This is a genomic window from Enterobacter soli ATCC BAA-2102, from assembly GCF_001654845.1.
Classification (GTDB): Bacteria; Pseudomonadota; Gammaproteobacteria; order Enterobacterales; family Enterobacteriaceae; genus Enterobacter; species Enterobacter soli.
On record NZ_LXES01000003.1, the window covers coordinates 173,415 to 194,296 of the forward strand.

Below are 20,882 nucleotides of genomic sequence, written 5' to 3' on the forward strand. Positions count from 1 at the left end.
TTGGGGAGAGGGTTAGGGTGAGGGGTCTACTTCAACACATACCCATACAACCGCTTGATACCGTCGGCGTCTTTTTCGCTGTAAACGCCCTGCAACTCCGGTGAGAAGCCCGGCAGCAGGTTAACGCCCTCTTCCAGCGCCAGGAAATAACGCTGCACCGCCCCACCCCAGATTTCGCCAGGTACCACGCACAGCACACCTGGCGGGTACGGCAGCGCCCCTTCAGCCGCAATGCGCCCTTCGGCATCACGAATGCGCACCAGTTCGACATTACCGCGAATGTACTCCTGGTTAGCATCCTGCGGGTTCATCACCACCGCAGGCAGGCTCTCCTTGCGGAACATCGCCTTTTGCAGATCTTTCACGTTAAAACTGACGTACAGATCGTGCATCTCCTGGCACAGCTGACGCAATGTGTAGTCGCGATAGCGCACCGGGTATTTCTGATAAATAGTCGGCAGCACGTCCGCAAGCGGGGTGTCATCTTCAATATGCTGCTCAAACTGCCCCAGCATCGCCACCAGCTGCGCCAGCTTCTCGCTGCTTTCGGCAGGCGTCAGCAGGAACAGGATCGAGTTCAGATCGCACTTCTCCGGCACGATGCCATTTTCACGCAGGTAGTGCGCGAGGATGGTCGCGGGGATGCCAAACTCAGTGTAGTGACCGGTTTCCGCGTCAATACCCGGAGTGGTCAGCAGCAGTTTGCAGGGATCGACAAAATATTGCTCGCGGGCATAGCCTTCAAAACCATGCCATTTCGCGCCTGGCTCAAAACTGAAGAAACGACGCTCGCTGGCGATGGTCGATGTCGGGTGATCCTGCCACGGACGCCCTGCCACCACTGGTGGGATAAAGGGTTTGATCATGTGGCAGTTCGCAATGATCGCCTTACGCGCTTCAATGCCCAGCTCCACGCACTCCGCCCAGAGCCTGCGGCCACTTTCACCTTCATGAATTTTGGCGTTCACATCAAGTGCGGCGAAGAACGGATAAAACGGGCTGGTCGAGGCGTGCAGCATAAACGCGTTGTTAAGCCGCTTGTGCGGGCAGAAACGTGCCTGGCCGCGAATATGGTTATCTTTTTTATGGATCTGCGACGTTTGCGAGAACCCGGCCTGCTGCTTGTGCACAGACTGGGTCACGAAAATGCCCGGATCGTTCTCGTTGAGTTCCAGCAATAGCGGAGACGTTTCCGCCATCATCGGGATAAATTGTTCGTAACCCACCCAGGCGGAGTCAAACAGGATGTAATCACACAGATGGCCGATCTTGTCGATCACCTGACGGGCGTTGTAGATCGTGCCATCGTAGGTGCCAAGCTGAATGATTGCCAGGCGGAACGGGCGCGCCTCATCGGCCTTTTCCGGCGCCGCCTCACGGATCAGCTCCCGCAGATACCCATCGTCAAAGCAGTGCTCATCGATACCGCCGATAAAGCCGAACGGGTTACGCGCCGCTTCAAGATACACCGGCGTAGCACCGGCCTGGATCAGCGCACCGTGGTGGTTGGACTTATGGTTATTGCGATCGAATAACACCAGGTCGCCACGGGTCAGCAGCGCGTTGGTGACTACCTTGTTGGCGGCAGATGTTCCGTTGAGCACGAAGTAGGTTTTATCCGCATTAAAGACTTTTGCCGCGAACTTTTGCGCGTGCTTGGCAGAACCTTCGTGAATTAACAGATCGCCGAGCTTTACATCGGCATTGCACATATCGGCGCGAAACACATTCTCGCCGAAGAAATCATAGAACTGCCGTCCCGCAGGATGTTTTTTGAAAAACGCACCATGCTGATGCCCAGGGCAGGCAAACGTGCTGTTCCCCATCGCCACATACTGACTCAGGGTGTCAAAAAACGGCGGTAGCAGATTCTCTTCATAACGACAGGCTGCCGTTTCCAGCTCCAGAAACTCCTGCGCTTTACCGGCGATGACAGCCGTCACGCCATCAGGAACATCCGTTGACTCTTGCGAGAACATAAACACCGGTAACTGGAAGCCAGTACGCTTCAGTAACGCAAGGATGCCGCTGCAACTCTCAGCGACCGTAATGACGACTGCCGCCACGTCGGTAAAATCGGTATTGTCCAGCGTCACCTTTTCGCGATGCGTAGACACGGTGGACACCAGCTCGCGGCTGACGGCAATTTTCATTGATTTCATAAGCGCAAATACCCGTTTCAGGGGAGAAAAGGCCCCGGACAGGGTAAATACCCTGCCCAACGAATGTGTCTGATCGGAATCAGCTCCGACCGCCAGACATCAGTAAAATCAGAACGCGTCTGGTTTTACTGTTGTCCTACAGTGAGCCTGCGTTACCCTCACCGCACGGTGAGACAAGAGTAGAATGGCGTGATACGGACAGGCATTCGCGCAGCGGTAAGCAGTGTCAACATTGGCGGCTCCGTATCAGAAGAGGAGAAAATTCGCGCAATCATGTCACCTTTTATTTTAGGGTGCAAGAAGGAATCATTATGCACTTAATCATCTAAAGCTAAGCCTTTGTTAGCGAGTCCGTGCAATAATAATGCAATATCAATGATTAAATAACAGGAGCTTACTTTGGTTATCGGTCCTTTTATTAATGCGGGTGCCGTATTACTGGGCGGCATACTCGGTGCAGTATTAAGCCAGCGGTTACCGGAGCGTATTCGCTCTTCAATGCCTTCCATTTTTGGCCTTGCATCGTTAGGCATTGGTATTCTGCTGGTCATTAAATGTGCCAACCTGCCGGTGATGGTGCTAGCGACCCTGCTCGGCGCGTTGATTGGCGAGTTTTGCTATCTGGAAAAAGGGATCAATAACGCGGTAAGTAAAGCGAAGAACCTGATTACGCGCCCGGGCAAAGCGAAGCACGGCAATCATGAGTCGTTTATTCAAAACTATGTCGCGATAATTATTCTGTTTTGCGCCAGCGGCACGGGGATATTTGGCTCGATGCAGGAAGGGATGACGGGTGACCCCAGCATATTGATTGCTAAAGCATTTCTGGATTTCTTTACCGCCACTATTTTTGCGACCACCCTCGGCATAGCCGTAGCAGCGATTTGTGTGCCGATGCTGCTGATCCAGCTGGCACTGGCAACCTGCGCGACGCTAATCCTGCCACTGACCACTCCGGCGATGATGGCAGATTTTACCTCCGTGGGCGGTTTGCTGCTGCTGGCAACCGGGTTGCGCATTTGCGGGATTAAGATGTTCGCAGTAGTGAATATGCTGCCTGCCCTGCTGATAGCAATGCCGCTTTCTGCGCTCTGGACGCACTTTTTCGCCTGAGATGACCACAAACTGGCGAGAGAGTGTGCAGTCTGTAACGAAAACAACAAATTTCGTTGACGGCAGAAGGTGGATCAGGTTTAATGCGCCCCGTTGCCCGGATAGCTCAGTCGGTAGAGCAGGGGATTGAAAATCCCCGTGTCCTTGGTTCGATTCCGAGTCCGGGCACCACTATTTAGAAAAACCAGCCTTAGGGCTGGTTTTTTGCTTTTGGGAAAATGATCCATCCCTCAAACCTCTCAAGGCTATTTGCAGTAATTTCCCACTGTTCAACGCGCTAACCCAAGTGAATATTCAACGGTAATAACACATTCGGGTATTTGTATTTTTCATCTATTTAATTAGCTCCCAGGAAACGGATTCTTCAGTAATTGCGGCCAAATTGCCGCCCAGTCGGAACTGTGCGTCATGCCACTGACAACCTCCACGCGCACGCAATTTCCCCCTACAGCCTGCTGGAAACGCCTTGCAACATCGACAGGAACCGTTTTATCTGCATCACCGCTGTAATGAATTTGCGGCAACGTACGCAATTCAACAGCACTATCCATTGCACTGATGGCATTTGGCATCGGCGTAACATTATGCAAGGTATTCACCCATGCAACGTCGAGATTCCCTGCAACGGTACGTAATGACTGAACATCATGGCGACGAGCAGCGAGCAACGCCGCGATGTTTCCGCCACCGGAATACCCCACCATATCGAGTTTCACCCCTGGGTAGCGGCTGACAAATACGTCCAGCGCCTCATTCATGGCATCAATCACTACCGCCGAAAAACGATCGTTGGTCCACCAGTTCACCTGACAAGTTGCTGGCAGCGGGGGGCCGATAAACTGGCAAGGCCTGGCAAGATACAGCACATTCTGCTCCGGATCGGCGGCGGCCAGTTTCAACCCGGTAGGCAGATGAGGAGTGGGATCATCAGAGGGCTGGGTACGGCTTTTCCAGGCAAATCCATCGCCTTCAATATAAACACGCATTGATTTCACGGGCGGTGTGAACCGGCCCCATGTCGCTATCACGAAGGAACGTGTCGGTATGTTTTCACTGTTCAGACCAGCGGCACTGGCGATCCGGGCGGCTTCGGTCCGGGAATCGACAGAAACACAGCCTGCAAATAAAAAAGATAAGCTAATCAATATGCCAGCGAATAATACCTTGCCCTTTATTTGCATACCGCTCCATCACCTTAAGTTAAATTAATAACAACATTAAAAACAGGGTCTTATTTCAATATGAAATAATTAAACAAACCTTATTGTTTTCTGCAACAAATTGTATATTCTTCGCCACAACAATATCGGATTAATCCGAATGACATTGCACCTGCAACTACACATATCGCAACTTTGTGGCGGCTCATCATGGAAAAAAAACAACTCAGCCAGCTGATTTCTCTGCTGGTTGCCTCTACGGCAGCACAAGGATTATTAATTAATCCTGCTTTTGCAGTTCCTGGTGTTATTACTATCGACTCAGCACAAAGTAGCATGCAGTTTGCAGGCACTATTCCTGAGATACATATCACCAACACCGGATCGCTGACAGGCAGCCCTACAACGGCATTTACCTTAAGTCAGGGTGGGACACTCACGTCACTGACCAATGATGGCACCATTAGTGATCTTAACGATAATCTCCCAGATCCCGCCAACAGTAGCATTGTTTAAATTGATGGCTCAATTGACACGTTCACCAATAACGGTCTGATTACCAGCACCGATCTCTATAATTATGGTGATATCGTTTCAATTGGCGCTTCAGGTTCTGTAGATACCTTCATCAATAATGGAACCATACAGAACAACCCAAATGGTTATAATTTCGGCATGGTAAATGCCGGCGCTGTCGACAACCAGGGTCATATTCATCAGCTGACCAATACCACTGATGCCGTCATTAGTGGTTATCTTGGCATTAATAACCAGGGCACTATCGATAATATTACTAACAACGGTCTTATTATCTCGAACAACGCTAGTTTTATGCCAATGCCCGGTCAGAATGGTGCGATTAATAATAATGGCATTATTGGGACATTGTATAATTCAGGAACCATCAGCAATGGTGTCACGGGTTTCTTCGATGCTGGTGCCGTCATTAACTGGGGTACTATCCATAACATCGTTAACGACAATGTAATAAGCGGTAGTAATTACGGTATTTCCAACTACGGGTATATTGATACCATTGAAAACAATGGCCAGATCAGTTCCAACAGTTCAGGGATTTATGCCAACACCTCAGGCACCGAAGTCGTCAGTAACATTATTAACAATGGGACTATCTCCGGTGGCTTCTCCGGCATTTACCTCTCAAGCTACAGCAGCCAGAACCTTGAAACGAGCATTGTTAACAACGGTACGTTAACCGGCTCGGGTTATGCGCTTTATATTTATAACGATACCAACGCCAGCTCCAGCATCACGCTGACCAACAGCGGGGTCGTTTCCGGTGATATTTACTCCTCCGGCTCGATGCCATTAGTCATCAATGGCGGGACGGGAACGACAGGAACCTTAACCGGGCTGGCGGGTATCGGTAATATCAGCAGTAGCCGTTCCGACGTCGTGTTTGGCTCAGGCTCACTGCTGCTGAATGATAATGTCTTAACCGGCAGAGTGCTCAACGACACAGCCTCGTTACAGGTTAACAATAACATCAACATTACTGGCGATTATCACCAGAATGCCGCTGCAACGCTGATCTCCGGGATTTCCGACCTGGTCGCAGCAGATGGCAATGTGCAGAGCGATTTCGGCTATGGCCGTTTGAACGTAAGCGGGAACGCCACAATCGATGCGGGCTCCAGCGTGAACCTGCTGCGCACCGGCAACACCTATAACTTCGCCGAAGGGCAACGCTATGTGGTCGTTACTGCTGGCGGTGCGAGCACCAATTTCAATGCAGATCAGCTGAATTACAAAGCGGTAGGCTACACCGGAGCAGTGACAGGAACAGTCGTCGATGACGGTTCAAGTAAAGCACTGGTCTTAACCGTAGGTGCTGAACCCGTGGTCACCCCGCCACCAGTGGTTACCCCTCCGGTTGTAACCCCACCTGTTGTCACACCTCCGCCGGTTGTGACACCGCCTGTGGTCACCCCGCCAGTGGTCACCCCTCCGGTTGTGACGCCACCTGTGGTTACCCCACCAGTGGTCACGCCTCCGGTTGTAACGCCACCTGTGGTTACCCCACCAGTGGTCACGCCTCCGGTTGTGACACCACCTGTGGTTACCCCACCAGTGGTCACGCCTCCGGTCGTTACCCCGGAACCAACCCGACCTGAGCTTGCGACCATGCCTGGCGCGAAAGCCGCTCTGGGTGGTCTGGCGAATTACACCGGGATTGCCTCCCCACAACTGCTTGACCTCTACAACGCGTCCCTGGCGATTGAGGGCAAGCGGGAAGCGAACCGTGTTGGTGAGAGCCTGTCATCCGCACAAAACCTCAACACCAGTTCCGCAGCAACGGTTGCTACGTCGACGGCGCAAGCTGTGGTCGGGGCGCATATCGATGCCGTGCGTAACCCGGGCAGCGCCGGAACAAGCGGTGTTGCAACCGGTGACGACTACGAAAGCAACTGGATTGTCTGGGGTCAGCCATTTGGTGGATACGCTCGCCAGGACAGTACCGCAGATGTGAGCGGCTACACGGCGAAATTTGGTGGTTTGATCCTCGGTGCGGACCGATCGCTGGGCGACGACTGGCGTCTGGGCGCAGCGCTGAACTACAGCAATACCTCTGTTCGCGGTAAAGATAACCTGAGCGGCAACACCTCTACCGCCGACAACTACGGGATCATTGGCTATGCCGGATATACGGGTCAGCCGTGGTATCTGAACCTGTCTGCGGGTCTGAACCGTCAGAATTACAGTTCTGTTCGTCGCGCTGAATTTACCGGTTTCTCCGGCTCTGCCGACGGTAAATTTAACGGTCAGTCCATCACGTTGCAGACCGAGTTCGGCTATCCGTTCACGTTGCCAACGAATGTAGTGTTAACACCGCTTTCCAGCCTGACTTACGGCTACCAGCACGTTGATGGCTACAAAGAAACCGGCGGCAACGGTATGGCGCTTGACGTCAGCAGCAGCCACACACAGTCTGTTGTCAGCGAAATAGGGACTCGCATTGAGAAAACCTTCGCCACCAGCATGGGTAACCTGACGCCGTTCGTTCAGGTCACCTGGCTGCACCAGTACGATACAAGTCAGGCCAGCAGCCATGCGTCTTATGCCGCAGATGCTGTGGGTGAAACTGGCTTTATCTCCAAAGGTGCCGCCCCGGTGGAAGACATGGCTGGCGTGGCTATCGGCAGCACGCTGTATAGCGAAAATAGCCTGAACCTGGATGCTCGCTACGATCTGCAAGCGGGCGACCGTTACCAGGCACACACCTTCAGCCTGCGTTTACGCAAAATGTTCTAATCGTGACCGTAAAACGGGGCCTCAGATGGCCCCGTTTTTTATTCTCAACGTAGCACAACCCACTTCCAGCCCACGCCCATCGTCCCCAGTACAATCGTCACCACTGCCGCCACATGCAGCAGAAAATCCACCGGATGCACCTCAACGGGATGGCAAAACGAGAGCAATGTTAACGCCATGCAGGCTACACCCGCTCCCGCCACAGCGAGCGTGCGCAGCGGATACAGCGCCCGGGTTCGCCGCAAATACCCGATAACCAGCACCACCATCGGCGCACTCACCGCCATCATAAAGACATAACAGTTGACCTCATCTGGATGATGGGCCTGCACATGCGTCTGGCCGAGACTTAACCCCACGCTGCCCAGCCAGAGCACCACCAGCGGCACAAACCATCGCCAGCTCAGGGGATTTCGCCCGGCGATGCTGAGCAAAAACGCGTTACGAATAGCCAGCGTGCCGGTAACAAACGCCAGGATTAGCTGAAGCACAGCTAACACTGCGCCCGGCTGTGACCAGTCGGTGGCGACACGCTGAAACATCAGGCTACTCAAGGCACCGCAAGGCAACGCCATCAGCAGCCAGGCGATGACTCTCCTGCTGTTTGTCCAGGGACGATAAACAGGCTTTGCGTCCCGGCTCAGCTGTTCAATTAACACCTCATGACTGCCCATGATTCGCTCCCATACGGCGAAGATTGGTTAATGCTCTGTGGAGTAATGATTTCACGGCGGCAATGCTCAGGTTGTGGCGCGCAGCGGCCTCCGCGAGGCTCATCTCCTGCAAATGGATATGTTCAACAATTTGCCGCTGTCGCGACGGAAGCTGGTCTAATATCAGCGCCAGCTGTTCTTCATTTTCCCGATGTTCCGGGTTTTCTACCATGGCGCCGTCATACGCCCTTTCGTCTTCCGTTTCTCGCTGCTGATAACGCCCACGGCGACGCAACGCGTCAACGGCGCGCGCCTGCACGATGGCCATCAGCCAGGGAAGAAACGGAAACGCCGGGTCGTAGGTGTGGCGAACCCGATGCACCGTCAGCAGGACATCCTGGATGACATCGTCAACCAGTACGCTATCGGCAATCTGCTTGCGAACCAGCACCCGGATGGCCGGGACGATGGCCCGCAGCAGTTGCGTATAGGCTTCGCGATCCCCCGCCTGGGCGGAGGCCATTAGCGCAGGCCAGCGCTCACGCGGGGCGAGATCGTTATCCATAGTCCGCCACGATATTGTTACCTCATGCTTTTTTACCGGATGCCTGATTCAGGGCATTCACCACAATCGACGGCGTAAGCACCTGCGGCAGCACTTTCGGCGCACTGCCATCCGCCGGGTAGACCACATACAGCGGCAGCCCGCCCTGCCCGAAGGCATTCATCGCATCGTCGATATCAGCATTAAATTTAGTTGAATCGGCGATCATATAGACGGTTCCGGTGCGGGAAATCGCCTGCTTCACTGCCTGGGTGGATAACGACGTGCGATCGTTTACCTGGCAGGTAATGCACCAGGATGCGGTGAAGTTGACGAAAATAGCTTTGCCGTGGCCGCGCATTTCTGCCACGGTCTGCGGCGACCATTTCACCTCGGTAATGTTACCCGCAAGCTGGCTTTCCGGCTGGGCAGGTTGCGTGTGCATCACGCCCGGTAACGGAGTAATTGCGGCCAGAAACAACACGACTGTCACCGCCAGCAGCGCTTTATAGCTGTGCCCGATAAAGCGCCTGCGCTGGGCGATCCCGTACAGCCACGCGGTAAAACTCACCACCACGGCGCAGGCCAGCATTGCCGCCAGCGCGGTGGTTCCCGCTTGCTGCGCCAGTACCCAGACGAGCCAGGCAAAAGCGCCAAACATGGGAAACGCCAGACCGCGTTTGAGGATATCCATCCAGGCCCCCGGGCGCGGTAAGCGCTTCGCCATCCCCGGGAAGAGTGAAATCGCGGTAAATGGCGCGGCAAACCCAAGTGCCAGCGCCAGGAATATCGCCAGCGCCACGACAGGCGGCTGAACCAGCGCATAACCCACGGCCCCTGCCATAAACGGCGCTGAGCAGGGAGTAGCCACCACAATAGCCAGCGCGCCGGTTAAGGCTGAACGCACAAACGCACCGCGCCCTTCGGCGTTGATTTCCCCTGCCCGCTGAAGCGACAACCCAACTTCAAACACCCCAAGCAGGTTCAGCGCCGCGCCCAGAATAATCAGCGCCAACGCAGCGATCACCAGCGGCGACTGCAGCTGGAATCCCCACCCCACCGCCGTTCCTCCGGCGCGCAGTGCCAGCAGCACGGCCGCCAGCGCCATCATGGTAAATATAACGCCAAGCAAAAAGCCCAGTCCTTCCGTGCGAGCGCTCGCGCTGTTGCCCTGATGACGCAAAAGCCCCAGCGCCTTCAGCGAAATCACCGGAAAGACGCACGGCATAAAGTTGAGAATAATGCCGCCCGCGAAGGCGGCCAGAATAGCCGTTAACATAGAAAACCCCGGAGGCTAAGTTACGAGTGCGATTGCGCGTATTTTTTCACGGCATCCATCGTTTTCTGGATATGTTCATCCGGGTTACGGTCGGTGTAACTCAGCAGGATCTTGCCGTCCGGAGCGATAACGTAGGAGGTACGGTCAGACAGGGTTTTGCCATTCATCTGCATCAGAGTTTTATACTCTGCCGCCACTTTTGCCCCTGGGTCGGCCGCCACCGCGAATTTGTCGCGGCATTCCAGTTTCGAGAACTCGTCCACCTGGTCGACATTCCCGGCGGTCACCCCCACCACGGTTGCCCCAAGTTTTTTAAAGTCATCCGTGGCTTCGGCAAAGGCGTGAGCCTCCAGCGTACAGCCCTTTGTAAATGCCGCCGGGAAGAAATAGAGCACCACCGGCCCTTTCTGTAGCGCCTGCTGCAACGAGAAGGTCAGCGGTTTACCGCCCAGCGCCCCTTGCAGGCTAAAGTCCGGGGCTTTGTCCCCCACTTCCAGCGCAGCCTGTGCGTTCATGGCAAAAAGGGAAAAGCTCAGTACAGCGGCGGCAGACAACGTTTTCAACGGTTTCATGGTCAGCTCCATCAGGGAAAAAATGCATTACCTGAAGAGTAGTTCGCTAATGATGTTGAAAAGGTTTCGCGGGCCACGAAAAATTTTTCACGTTCCCAATCCCCCTGCAAACGAAGGGTGTTCCTGCCCCTCACTTCGGAATTAAAAATGATTAATAATTAATGGGTTAATAATACTGACTAAGAGAAATACATGACCCCGAAAAAAATAAACAGCCAATATTATTAACGCGTTTTCATCCTGGTTTCATCAACACTCAGTGAGGCGTAATGCAATGTCTGACACTGTGAGGTTACTTATGCACCGAGTTTATGAAACCGATAAATGGCCTTTTGTCGAAGCGCGTTTTTTTACGACAGTGAAAGAACACCGTGATGTTTTGTATGTCGTTATCCACACGATGGAAGCCCCCGGGAAACCCGATACCGCCGAGAAAGTCGCCAAATACTTTAAAACGACAGATCGTGAAGCATCTGCGCATGTCTGCATCGACAGTGACAGCGTGGTGCAGTGTGTGCTGGATAACAATGTGGCCTGGGCAGCCCCGGGAGCCAACCGGACAGGTGTTCACCTGGAGTTGGCAGGCTACGCTAAAACAACGCCAGAAGAGTGGAAAAGCGCGTATAACAGCTTACTGCTGAATAACGCCGCCGATGTGGTGGCACAATATTGCCTGAAATATGATATCCCGGTGAAAAGACTCACCAATAATCAGCTCGGGGCTGGCGATGTGAAAGGAATTATCGGCCACGATCAGGTGACGGCAGTTTTCAGAAAAGGCACACATACCGACCCCGGGAAAAACTTCCCATGGGAATTTTTAATCGACCGCGCCAACTATTTTTATGCCAAAAGAGAATAACGCAGAAGATCAACCGCTCCGGGAATAACATCCCCGGAGCGGTTCGCGTTACTTATTCTTCTCGACAATTAAAGGCTCAATATCGCTCTCTTTTTTCACCACCAGCGTATCGTCCCCGCGCAAACAGGTGCCGCCATAGTTCCCGCCCACGGTAAAGGTACACACCTGAATGTACTTGCCATCCACGTTTGGCAGGCACCACAGCTGCTGGTAGATGTTTTTACGGTCGGCAAACTTGCCGCTGGATTTGTCCAGCAGCTCATCCTGCGGGCTTATCAGGTCGATGTTGCTGCCGCAACGCCCGGCAATCGGTTTAGCGGCATAGCCGGTCTGTTTCAGCAGATCGTTAACCTCAAAATCGGTATCCAGCAGGTAACGGTGGTTCGGGAAGAGCTGCCACAGCACCGGCAGGATCGCCTTGTTGCCCGGGATGACCGTCCACAGCGGCTCGAACACCAGCACTTCCGGGCGCAGCAGCACATCAATCAGGCGTACGTCACCTTCAGGATGCCCGGTACGGATCGGCACAGCGGCGTATTCGGTTTCGCTCACTTCACGGATTTGCTCAATCGCCGTTTCCCAGGCCCAGGTTTTCCATACGCAGTTCACGTGGCGACCTTCATCATCGACCAGCTGCCCGGCGTTGTCCCAGCTTAGCTCGCCAAGTCCGTGCAGGATCCTGGTTTCAAACCCGGCCTGAATGAGCGAACGCTGGATAAACAGGGCGTGATAATCCTCTTCGATATCGTTGTCCTGCATGATGTGAACAAATGGCCGTGCGTGGCTGTGTTTCCATGCGCCGGTAAGTTCTTCCAGCAGCCCTTCAGCCGGGTTGTGGCCGTTTCCGCGATAGCCGTTTTTCACCCACTCTTCGAGGATCAACCCACCCTCGGTGTGACAGGAAGCAGAATCGGCGTTGTACTCGTACACCTTCAGGCCTCGCTCATCCATACAGAAATCCATACGACCGGTGATCATATGGTGACGACGCCATTGCCAGGAAAGGCGCAGACGCGGCCAGAGGATTTTCGGGATGTCAAAAAGCGCCAGTAAGTTATCGTCTTTCAGCACCTTGTCGGTGGCGTGCAGGTACATCAGATGCAGTTCGTTGGTGGCTTTGATAAGTTCCTGCTCGGCGCTTTCGGTGATGGTGAAATACTGGCAGGGATCTTTATTGATAAAGTGGCCGTTCGCCTGGACGTAGGCCTTCTGAAGGGCGTCGTCTTCGTTGAGCCATTTTCCGTCGAACTGACGTTTATTTTTCAGCCGCGCACCGCTGATTTTCAGCAGCTCGCCGTCGATTTCCGGCTGCGGCAGGCTGTGTTCGGTGTCATCGGTCTGGATCATCCAGCCGAGGATCTCGGTGTCGTTAAAGGTGTCATGAAGGGTGTAACACCCGTTCTCAACACTCAGGCGCAGTTCGCGCGTCCATTGCTGCCCTAACGGCAGCGGAGAGTGAATCACGTTCTGCTCCGCAATGCGGATCTTATCGTCCAGCAGCTGGGTGATAACGGCAACGTGCCCGGTTTCGTGGAACTCGCCGCCCTTTTGCCAGATCAGTAACGCCCCGGCCTGCGGCGCGCGTTTTGAGCCATTGGCAAAGGCCTGCAAGGGCAAGATGTTATCGTTCACCACTTCGCGCAAAAAGCGCAGCGAGAAGATCTCCCACGCCATGCCGACATCGGTAAAGACAACACCGTAGTTGAGAAACAGGAAACGGCGGGCGAACTCCACACACTGCCACTTGTGGCCCATGTATTCGTTGCTGATATAGCTTCTGAAATCCGCGTCTTCCGGGTAGTTACGCGGATCGAGACTGCCGTAATTTGAAGAGTAAATCGCCACGCCACCCGGCGCATAACCTAACAACGTCCCAAACGGAGCGTCACTGCTTAACTTTCCTTTACGCATGTATCCAACCTAAAACAGGCAGGCGGCAATTTTTTGAAGGGTTGTCGTCGTCTGCACGTTGTAATTAACCTGACAGATGTGGATTTATCATACACCTGCGTGGCAAATTATTCGTCGCGACAATAACTAAAAAATTCACAACATCAGGAGTCAACATGAGCTTACAGGCGCAACCGCTGGAATGGGGTCACGGCCCACGCACTTTTGAAGTGTTCCTGGAACCAACCTGCCCTTTCTCGGTTAAAACATTCAACAAGCTAAACGCGTTCCTGGAACGGGCTGGCGCGGATAACGTGACAGTCAAAATCCGTTTACAGTCTCAGCCGTGGCATCTGTTTTCCGGCGTGATTGTGCGCTGCATTCTGGCAGCGTCGACACTGCCGGATGGCAAAGCCGCAGCGCATAAGGTGATGCAGGCCGTGGCCGATCATCGCGAAGAATTTGAATTTACCGATCACTGTAGCGGCCCGAATATGCAGGCGACACCGGAAGAGATCGTCGCGCGCATTGAACGTTACAGCGGGGTGCAGGTTGCAGAGGCGTTTGCCTGCCCGGAATTGCAAACCGAGATTAAGTGGCACTGTAAATATGCGCGCCAGAACGGTATTCACGTCTCCCCGACGTTTATGGTCAATGGCCTGGTGCAGGCGGATTTGGGCAGTGGCGATGACATAGAAGTGTGGGCGAAACGGGTTCTGGGGTGATCTCAGTCCGTCTGTAATGCCGGGTGGCGGCTACGCCTTACCCGGCCTACAAAACTTCATCTCTCACATCTTAAACAACCAACACGCCGTAAAATGCCCTGGCGCTATCTCCTGCATCGCAGGCTCCTGCGTCTGACAAACCGGCATGGCATGTGGGCAGCGGCTGCAAAACTTACAGCCCGGCAACGCTGAGGTTGGCCCCGGAATTTCCCCGCGCAGAGTCGCTTCTTCAAGGTTGCGAATACGTGGGTCCGGCTGCGGCACCGCTGCCAGCAGCGCGCGTGTGTATGGATGCGCCGGATGCAGATACAGCTCGTCTGCTGGCGCAACCTCCACCAGCTTGCCGAGATACATCACTCCGATACGGCTGGAGATATGGCGCACCATCGACAGGTCATGAGCGATAAACAGATAGGTCAGATCCAGCTCCTGCTGGAGATCCTGCAAAATGTTCACCACCTGCGCCTGCACTGACACGTCCAGCGCCGACAGCGGCTCGTCACACAGCACAAACTCCGGGCGCACGGACAACGCTCGCGCGATACTGATACGCTGACGCTGCCCGCCGCTGAACTCATGCGGGAACCGCTCAAGATGTTCCTTTTTAAGCCCGACCTTATACAACAGCGTTTCCGTTCGCTCCCGCTGCTCTTCCCGGCTGTAGCCGTGGATCTGCATCGGCTCGGCCACCAGCTGTTGCACCGTCATACCGGGGTTAAGCGACGAATACGGGTCCTGAAAAATCGCCTGCATTCTTTTACGCAGCGGCTTCAGCGCTTTTTCGCGGGCGTGAGCTATCTCCTGCCCGGCAAAATGGATCTCACCCGATGTGATATCGAACAGGCGCAAAATGGCACGCCCGAGGGTCGATTTCCCGCAGCCAGATTCCCCGACCAGACCGAAGGTTTCACCGCGCTGAATATCAAAGCTCACCCCATCAACCGCTTTCACCGCCACGCCTTTACGCAGCAGGCCGCCGTTAAGCTGATAATGTTTGCGCAGTTCCCGTACGCTCACTAAAGGCGAATGTTGTTCGCTCATGCCTGAACCTCCTTATCTGCCCATAACCAGCACGCGGCGCGATGGCCTTCTCCTGTGTTGTAAAACGCCGGTTGTCTTTCGCACTGGGGCATCCGTTTAGGGCAACGTTCGGCAAACGGGCAGCCCGGGGGCGGGTTGAGCAAACCCGGCGGCGAGCCTTCAATAGGCGAAAGGCGATGATTCACCTCATCCGGGCGCGGCAACGAGGCCAATAACCCCCGGGTGTATGGATGTGCAGGACGATAGAAAATGTCCTCTACGCTTCCTTCTTCCATCACCAGCCCGCCGTACATCACCACCACGCGGCTGCACACCTGAGCCACTACGCCAAGATCGTGGGTGACCAGCAAAATGGCGGTCTGCGTTTTCTGTTGCAGGCTTTTCAGCAGACGCAGGATCTGCGCCTGAATGGTCACGTCCAGCGCGGTAGTGGGCTCGTCGGCAATCAACAGTTTCGGGTTGCAGGAGAGCGCAATGGCAATCATCACACGCTGGCGCATCCCGCCGCTGAACTCGTGCGGATACTGGTTGTAGCGGCGCTCAGGCTCGGCAATCCCGACCTGCTCCAGCATGGCAATGGCCGCGGCTTTTGCCGCTTTTTTTGCCATGCCTTTGTTGCGCACCAGGATCTCAGACATCTGCTTGCCGATGGTCAGCACCGGGTTCAGAGCTGTCATCGGATCCTGGAAAATCATCGCAATGTCGTTGCCGCGAATAGCGCGCAATTGCTCGGGGGTTTTCTGTGTCAGATCATCATTCTGAAAACGGATGCTGCCGCCAGTTATCTGCCCGTTGCTGCCCAGAAGCTGAATGATCGACTTACAGGTGACGCTTTTACCGCAGCCGGACTCACCGACAATGCCGACAAGTTCCCCAGGCTGAACCTGAAAGCTCACGCCGCGCACGGCATGAACATCACCATCGCGCGTGTGAAAGGTGGTTTGCAGGTTATCGAGTTCTAATAAGTTACTCATCGCGGTTCGCTCCCGGCTCGAAGGCGGTACGGAACACATCGCCCAGCACGTTAAAACTGAACACCGTCAGCAGGATCAAAATGCCGGGGAACATCGCAAGCCATGAGGCTTCACCAATATACGACTGCGCATTGTTAAGCATACTGCCCCAGGACGCGGCAGGCGCCTGGACGCCAAGCCCGAGGAAGCTGAGCGTCGATTCCATCAAAATGGCCGACGCAATGTTAAGCGTGGCGGCCACAATAATGGTCGGCAGTACGCCGGGAATAATATGGCGCACAATAATACGCAGCGGGTGTTCCCCTGATGCGCGGGCGTAGAGGACATACTCGCGCTCTTTCACCGACAAGGTTTCGGCACGCACCAGCCGCGACATGCTCATCCACGTCAGCAGGCTGATAATCAGGATGATGTTATCTACCCCTGGCTTGAGATAGGCGTTCACCACCAGCAGCAGGAAGAAAGCCGGAATGGCCATCAGGATATCGACGGCGCGCATCATCAGGTTATCGAGCCAGCCGCCAAAATAGCCACTGACCGTACCAACGACCGTGCCAATCAGCGTGGAAAATACCATCGCCAGAAAACCAACCATCAATGAAATCTGCCCGCCGTACAGCGCGCGAGTGAAGTAGTCACGCCCGTATTCGTCGGTGCCAAACCAGTGCGCGGCATCCGGGGGTAAGGTGCGGGCACCCAGCGCCATCTGGTCGGGATCGTAAGGACTCAGGCCTGCGCACAGGGCCGCGATGACAAAAATAAACAGAACAAATAATGAAAACTGCGCCGGACGATTGCGGCGCAACTGGTGACGAACCTGTTGCCAGCGTCTGCTCATCCGGGTTACCTCAGTGTACGAATGCGGGGATCGGCGAAGCGATAAAGCAGATCCGCTATCAGGTTGCCGAGGATCAGCATCATCGACGAGAGCATGATGATCGCCATGATCAGCGGGTAATCCAGCGAGGTGATCGACTGGATCCCAAGCAGGCCCATCCCCGGCCAGGAGAAGACACTTTCCGTCACATACGCGCCCACCACCAGTTCACCAAACGACAGGCCAAACAGGGTGATCACCGGCAGCAGCACATTTTTCAGCACATGACGGAACAGAATGCCGGAACGTGTCGCACCGTAGGCAAGCTGGGTTTGCACGTAGTCGGCAGAAAGCTGCGAAATGGTATTCGAACGGATGTAACGCACATAGCTGGAGAGGTTGTAAAAGGTGAGCGCGATACACGGCAGCACGCCATGACGCAGTACATCCAGCCAGTTGTCGTCCATGCCGATGGTGCGCATTCCCATACTGGGGAACCAGTTCAGTTGCACGGCAAAAACGGTAATGAGAAGAATACCGAACCAGAAAATCGGCACCGAGATACCGATATAGGCGAATAAGTTCAGCACGTGATCCAGCCAGCGGTGCTTAAATGCTCCAGCCAGCAGCCCCAGCGGGATGGCCAGCACAATCGCCATCAGCAGCGAGGCCCCCATCAATCCTAAGGTTGCCGGAATGCGCTCGCCGATCATCTCCAGCACCGGGCGGTGGTAAATCAGCGAATAGCCGAGATCGCCCTGGAAAACGTTCTTCAGCCACAGCACGTACTGCGTCACCAGGGGTTTATCCAGCCCCATACTCTGGCGGATACGCTCAATATCTTCCGGGGCCATGCGTGGCGTAATGTACGCCGCTACCGGATCGCCGGGCGCGAGCTTGACCAGCAAAAACGCCACCAGCGAAATAAAGAAAAGCATCGGCAGCAGTTGCAGCAGCCGACGCGTGAGTAATGTATTCACGACATGCCCTTAACGACTCACCCTGCGAAAAACCCCGGTCAGGTGACCGGGGCAACTGCTTATTTTTGGTATATTTTTGACAAATCCTGGAACAGATAAACCGGCTTCGGTTCCGCTTCCTGCGTGCCGCCGAAGCGTTTATCTACGGCAACGGTCGCGTTGGTGTAGGCAATCGGGTAGTAAGTCATGTCGTTTGCCACGGTCTGCTGAATTTGCTTGTAGATATCAGCACGTTTTGCGGCATCGGTTTCCACTGCGCCTTTGTCCCACAGGGCATCAAACTGCGGATTTTTGTAGTGAGCGTAGTTGTAGGCTTCGTTGCTCATAAACAGCGATTTGTAGCCGTCCGGCTCTGAACCCATGATGTAACCGCCCAGATTCAGCTCCCACGCGGTGTTGTTCATGTCCAGGCTACGCTGGGACATGGCGTTGGAGTCCAGCGGCATCAGTTCGACATTCACCCCAATGCCCTTCAGCGCCTGCTGAATGTAGAGCGCCATGCTCTCCTGGGTTTTATTGGTGTTCACATACGCCAGATGCAGCTTCAGGTTTTCCGGTGCACCGGAAGCCTTGAGCAGATCTTTGGCTTTTTGCAGATCGAACTTGTACTGCTCGACGTCGTCAGTCTGATACAGCGTATCCGGCGTCAGGAACGAGGTTGCCGGCTTCGCATAGTCCAGCGAGGTAAACGCGGTCTGGGTCAGCTCATCTTTGTTGATCGCATACGCGATGGCCTGACGCAGCTCTTTGCTTTTCATGACCGGCACGTTCTGGTTAAAGGTCATATAGGCCAGACGCCCTTCCGGATAGACCACAAAATCAAATTTCCCGGTGTTTTTCAGACGGTTCACGTCCTGCGGGTCAACCATCTTGAGGTTGATTTCGCCGTTTTGCAGCGCAAGGTTGGCGGAGTTGCTGTCTTTGGCAAAACGGTAGGTCACGGAATCGAGCTTCGCTTTACCGTTCCAGTAATCGTCAAAACGGGTCAGGGCGTAATACTGTCCGGCACGGTATTCTTTAAACTTGAACGGCCCGGAGCCTACTGGAGCATCGTTTTTGGTGCTTTTTTCCAGATCGCCTTCATTCGCGAACACGTGCTGCGGGATCGGGTAGATCTGCACCAGGGTGCCGGTAAAGGCTGCGCTCACCTGTGGTAAGGTGAATTTCACGGTGCGATCGTCGACTTTGCTCACTACAACGGGCTTGTCGCCGTAGGTGAACATGCTGCGGAAGAAACTATGCTGTTTGGCATCCAGCAGTTTATTGAAGGTGAACACGACGTCGTCCGCCGTCAGCGGCTGACCGTCCTGCCATTTAAGATTTGGTTTTAAGGTCAGGGTGTAGCTCAGATTATCGGCGGATGGCGTCAGGCTTTCTGCCAGGCCCCATTCAATTTTACCGTTGTTGAAGCTATACAACGGAGCATAAAGCGCCTGCATGATGGTTAAGGTGGTACGGTCGCTGGCGTAGAGTGGGTTAACCGCTAACGGGTCGCCGGAAGTAATACCGATAATCAGCGAGCCACCCTCTTTTGGCGCGTCGCTTTTCGCTGCTGGCGCATTCGCCGTCTCTTTATTTTTCGCATCATCACAGCCTGCCAGACCTAACGCGAGCGATACTACAACTGCGGATAACAGAAGCTTACGCATCTCACTAACTCCTTGCCTGATAAAGTATTTACTACTGATAATTTTCTTTATATGACAGCATCATATTCAGCTTTGCGGTAATACGCATTAACAATGAAAATGCGATTTTCGATTAAGCTTATAACGCTTTTGATATATATAAGCGCCAGAAGGAATAGCCGCGACTCTAATGCGCTCAGTTCGTTAAACCATTCACAAATCTCCTGCTACACTGCCTCAACACATCACTCAAAAGGCAGGCCAACATGTCAGACAACACTTACCAGCCACCGAAAGTGTGGGAATGGAAACAGAACAACGGCGGCGCATTCGCCAACATCAACCGTCCGGTATCGGGCGCAACCCATGAGAAAACGCTGCCCGTGGGCTCGCACCCGTTGCAGCTTTACTCACTGGGCACACCGAACGGCCAGAAAGTCACTATCATGCTCGAAGAGCTGCTGGCGCTGGGCGTGACGGGCGCAGAGTATGATGCGTGGCTGATCCGCATCGGTGAGGGCGATCAGTTCTCCAGCGGCTTTGTGGACGTGAACCCGAACTCGAAAATACCGGCACTGCGTGACCACTCCACCACCCCGCCAACGCGCGTATTTGAATCCGGTAATATCCTGCTGTATCTCGCAGAGAAATTTGGTCACTTCCTGCCAAAAGATCCGGCTGGCCGGGTAGAAACCCTGAACTGGCTGTTCTGGTTACAAGGCTCAGCACCGTTCCTCGGCGGCGGTTTTGGCCACTTCTACAACTATGCGCCAGTGAAGATTGAGTACGCGATTGACCGCTTCACTATGGAGTCAAAACGCCTGCTCGACGTGCTGGACAAGCAGCTGGCACGTAGCCGCTATGTTGCGGGAGAAGAGTACACCATCGCCGATATGGCTATCTGGCCGTGGTTCGGCAACGTGGTGCTCGGGAACGTGTATAACGCCGCAGAGTTCCTGGATGCGCAGCAGTACACCAACGTGCAGCGTTGGGCAAAAGATGTGGCGCACCGCCCGGCAGTGAAGCGCGGCCGTATGGTTAACCGCACCTTTGGTGAGCCGAGTGAGCAGTTGCATGAACGTCATGCGGCGAGCGACTTTGATACGAATACCGAGGATAAGCGTCAGGGCTGATGCCCTCACCCTAACCCTCTCCCACCGGGTTGAGGGATCCCCACAAAAAATACGCGCACGGACGGCTCCCTCTCCC

General features: G+C 54.4%; 18 protein-coding genes and 1 tRNA gene. 7 read left to right on the plus strand and 12 right to left on the minus strand.

Annotated elements, in window-relative coordinates; translation table 11 throughout:
- Window positions 1–26 precede the first annotated feature (26 nt).
- On the minus strand, window positions 27–2,162 hold the full coding sequence (locus tag M987_RS01735) for an ornithine decarboxylase (RefSeq protein WP_014071721.1): 2,136 nt from the start codon (window positions 2,160–2,162) through the stop codon (window positions 27–29).
- Between the two features lie 399 nt (window positions 2,163–2,561).
- Here M987_RS01735 and M987_RS01740 point away from each other — a divergent pair, with 399 nt between their 5' ends.
- The gene (locus M987_RS01740; protein ID WP_014071722.1) at window positions 2,562–3,275 is read left to right on the plus strand and encodes a DUF554 domain-containing protein; all 714 of its coding nucleotides are present in this window, start codon (window positions 2,562–2,564) and stop codon (window positions 3,273–3,275) included.
- 95 nt (window positions 3,276–3,370) lie between these two features.
- Window positions 3,371–3,446, plus strand: a tRNA-Phe gene (locus tag M987_RS01745).
- Between the two features lie 170 nt (window positions 3,447–3,616).
- Here the strand turns inward: M987_RS01745 and M987_RS01750 are convergent.
- Window positions 3,617–4,261 carry an alpha/beta fold hydrolase gene (locus M987_RS01750; protein ID WP_342626510.1) on the minus strand — a complete coding sequence of 215 codons (645 nt, stop codon included), beginning with the start codon at window positions 4,259–4,261 and terminating at the stop codon, window positions 3,617–3,619.
- A gap of 384 nt (window positions 4,262–4,645) precedes the next feature.
- Between M987_RS01750 and M987_RS24975 the strand changes: the two genes are divergently transcribed.
- Together M987_RS24975 and M987_RS01755 are read left to right on the plus strand one after the other, a co-directional pair.
- The gene (locus M987_RS24975) at window positions 4,646–4,951 is read left to right on the plus strand and encodes a hypothetical protein (protein ID WP_014071724.1); all 306 of its coding nucleotides are present in this window, start codon (window positions 4,646–4,648) and stop codon (window positions 4,949–4,951) included.
- Window positions 4,952–5,110: 159 nt separating this feature from the next.
- The gene (locus tag M987_RS01755; RefSeq protein ID WP_014071725.1) at window positions 5,111–7,708 is read left to right on the plus strand and encodes an autotransporter family protein; all 2,598 of its coding nucleotides are present in this window, start codon (window positions 5,111–5,113) and stop codon (window positions 7,706–7,708) included.
- A gap of 44 nt (window positions 7,709–7,752) precedes the next feature.
- On the opposite strand, the gene M987_RS01760 is transcribed toward M987_RS01755, so the two are convergent.
- From M987_RS01760 to M987_RS01775, 4 genes are read right to left on the minus strand one after another with little or no spacing between them, the layout of a single operon-like run.
- Window positions 7,753–8,382, minus strand: coding sequence for an NrsF family protein (locus M987_RS01760; protein WP_014071726.1), 630 nt, complete (start codon window positions 8,380–8,382; stop codon window positions 7,753–7,755).
- Window positions 8,369–8,926, minus strand: a complete 558-nt coding sequence (locus M987_RS01765) for a sigma-70 family RNA polymerase sigma factor (RefSeq protein ID WP_014071727.1) — start codon at window positions 8,924–8,926, stop codon at window positions 8,369–8,371. The genes M987_RS01760 and M987_RS01765 overlap by 14 nt, the downstream gene beginning before the upstream one ends.
- 22 nt (window positions 8,927–8,948) lie before the next feature.
- On the minus strand, window positions 8,949–10,184 hold the full coding sequence (locus tag M987_RS01770; RefSeq protein WP_014071728.1) for a protein-disulfide reductase DsbD family protein: 1,236 nt from the start codon (window positions 10,182–10,184) through the stop codon (window positions 8,949–8,951).
- 20 nt (window positions 10,185–10,204) lie between these two features.
- Complete coding sequence (locus M987_RS01775) at window positions 10,205–10,756, minus strand: peroxiredoxin (protein WP_014071729.1); 552 nt, start codon at window positions 10,754–10,756, stop codon at window positions 10,205–10,207.
- A 298-nt stretch (window positions 10,757–11,054) separates the two neighbouring features.
- Here M987_RS01775 and M987_RS01780 point away from each other — a divergent pair, with 298 nt between their 5' ends.
- Window positions 11,055–11,618, plus strand: coding sequence for an N-acetylmuramoyl-L-alanine amidase (locus M987_RS01780; protein WP_041162126.1), 564 nt, complete (start codon window positions 11,055–11,057; stop codon window positions 11,616–11,618).
- A 48-nt stretch (window positions 11,619–11,666) separates the two neighbouring features.
- Here M987_RS01780 and gss read toward each other — a convergent pair whose 3' ends face one another.
- Entirely contained in the window at window positions 11,667–13,529 is a 1,863-nt protein-coding gene (gene gss, locus M987_RS01785; RefSeq protein WP_014071730.1) for a bifunctional glutathionylspermidine amidase/synthase, read from the minus strand.
- A 155-nt stretch (window positions 13,530–13,684) separates the two neighbouring features.
- On the opposite strand from gss, the gene M987_RS01790 reads away from it, so the two are divergent.
- Window positions 13,685–14,233, plus strand: a complete 549-nt coding sequence (locus tag M987_RS01790) for a DsbA family protein (protein ID WP_014071731.1) — start codon at window positions 13,685–13,687, stop codon at window positions 14,231–14,233.
- Between the two features lie 63 nt (window positions 14,234–14,296).
- On the opposite strand, the gene M987_RS01795 is transcribed toward M987_RS01790, so the two are convergent.
- The 5 genes from M987_RS01795 to M987_RS01815 are packed head-to-tail and all read right to left on the minus strand — an operon-like array spanning window position 14,297 to window position 19,694.
- Entirely contained in the window at window positions 14,297–15,274 is a 978-nt protein-coding gene (locus M987_RS01795) for an ABC transporter ATP-binding protein (RefSeq protein WP_014071732.1), read from the minus strand.
- Window positions 15,271–16,248, minus strand: coding sequence for an ABC transporter ATP-binding protein (locus M987_RS01800; protein WP_014071733.1), 978 nt, complete (start codon window positions 16,246–16,248; stop codon window positions 15,271–15,273). Before M987_RS01800 ends, M987_RS01795 begins: the two co-directional genes overlap by 4 nt.
- Window positions 16,241–17,086 carry an ABC transporter permease gene (locus tag M987_RS01805; RefSeq protein WP_014071734.1) on the minus strand — a complete coding sequence of 282 codons (846 nt, stop codon included), beginning with the start codon at window positions 17,084–17,086 and terminating at the stop codon, window positions 16,241–16,243. Before M987_RS01805 ends, M987_RS01800 begins: the two co-directional genes overlap by 8 nt.
- 5 nt (window positions 17,087–17,091) lie before the next feature.
- Window positions 17,092–18,045 carry an ABC transporter permease gene (locus tag M987_RS01810; protein WP_014071735.1) on the minus strand — a complete coding sequence of 318 codons (954 nt, stop codon included), beginning with the start codon at window positions 18,043–18,045 and terminating at the stop codon, window positions 17,092–17,094.
- 59 nt (window positions 18,046–18,104) lie between these two features.
- Window positions 18,105–19,694 (minus strand): ABC transporter substrate-binding protein, encoded by a 1,590-nt coding sequence (locus M987_RS01815; RefSeq protein WP_014071736.1) that lies wholly within the window; start codon window positions 19,692–19,694, stop codon window positions 18,105–18,107.
- Window positions 19,695–19,939: 245 nt separating this feature from the next.
- Between M987_RS01815 and yghU the strand changes: the two genes are divergently transcribed.
- Complete coding sequence (gene yghU, locus M987_RS01820; RefSeq protein WP_014071737.1) at window positions 19,940–20,806, plus strand: glutathione-dependent disulfide-bond oxidoreductase; 867 nt, start codon at window positions 19,940–19,942, stop codon at window positions 20,804–20,806.
- Window positions 20,807–20,882: the final 76 nt, after the last annotated feature.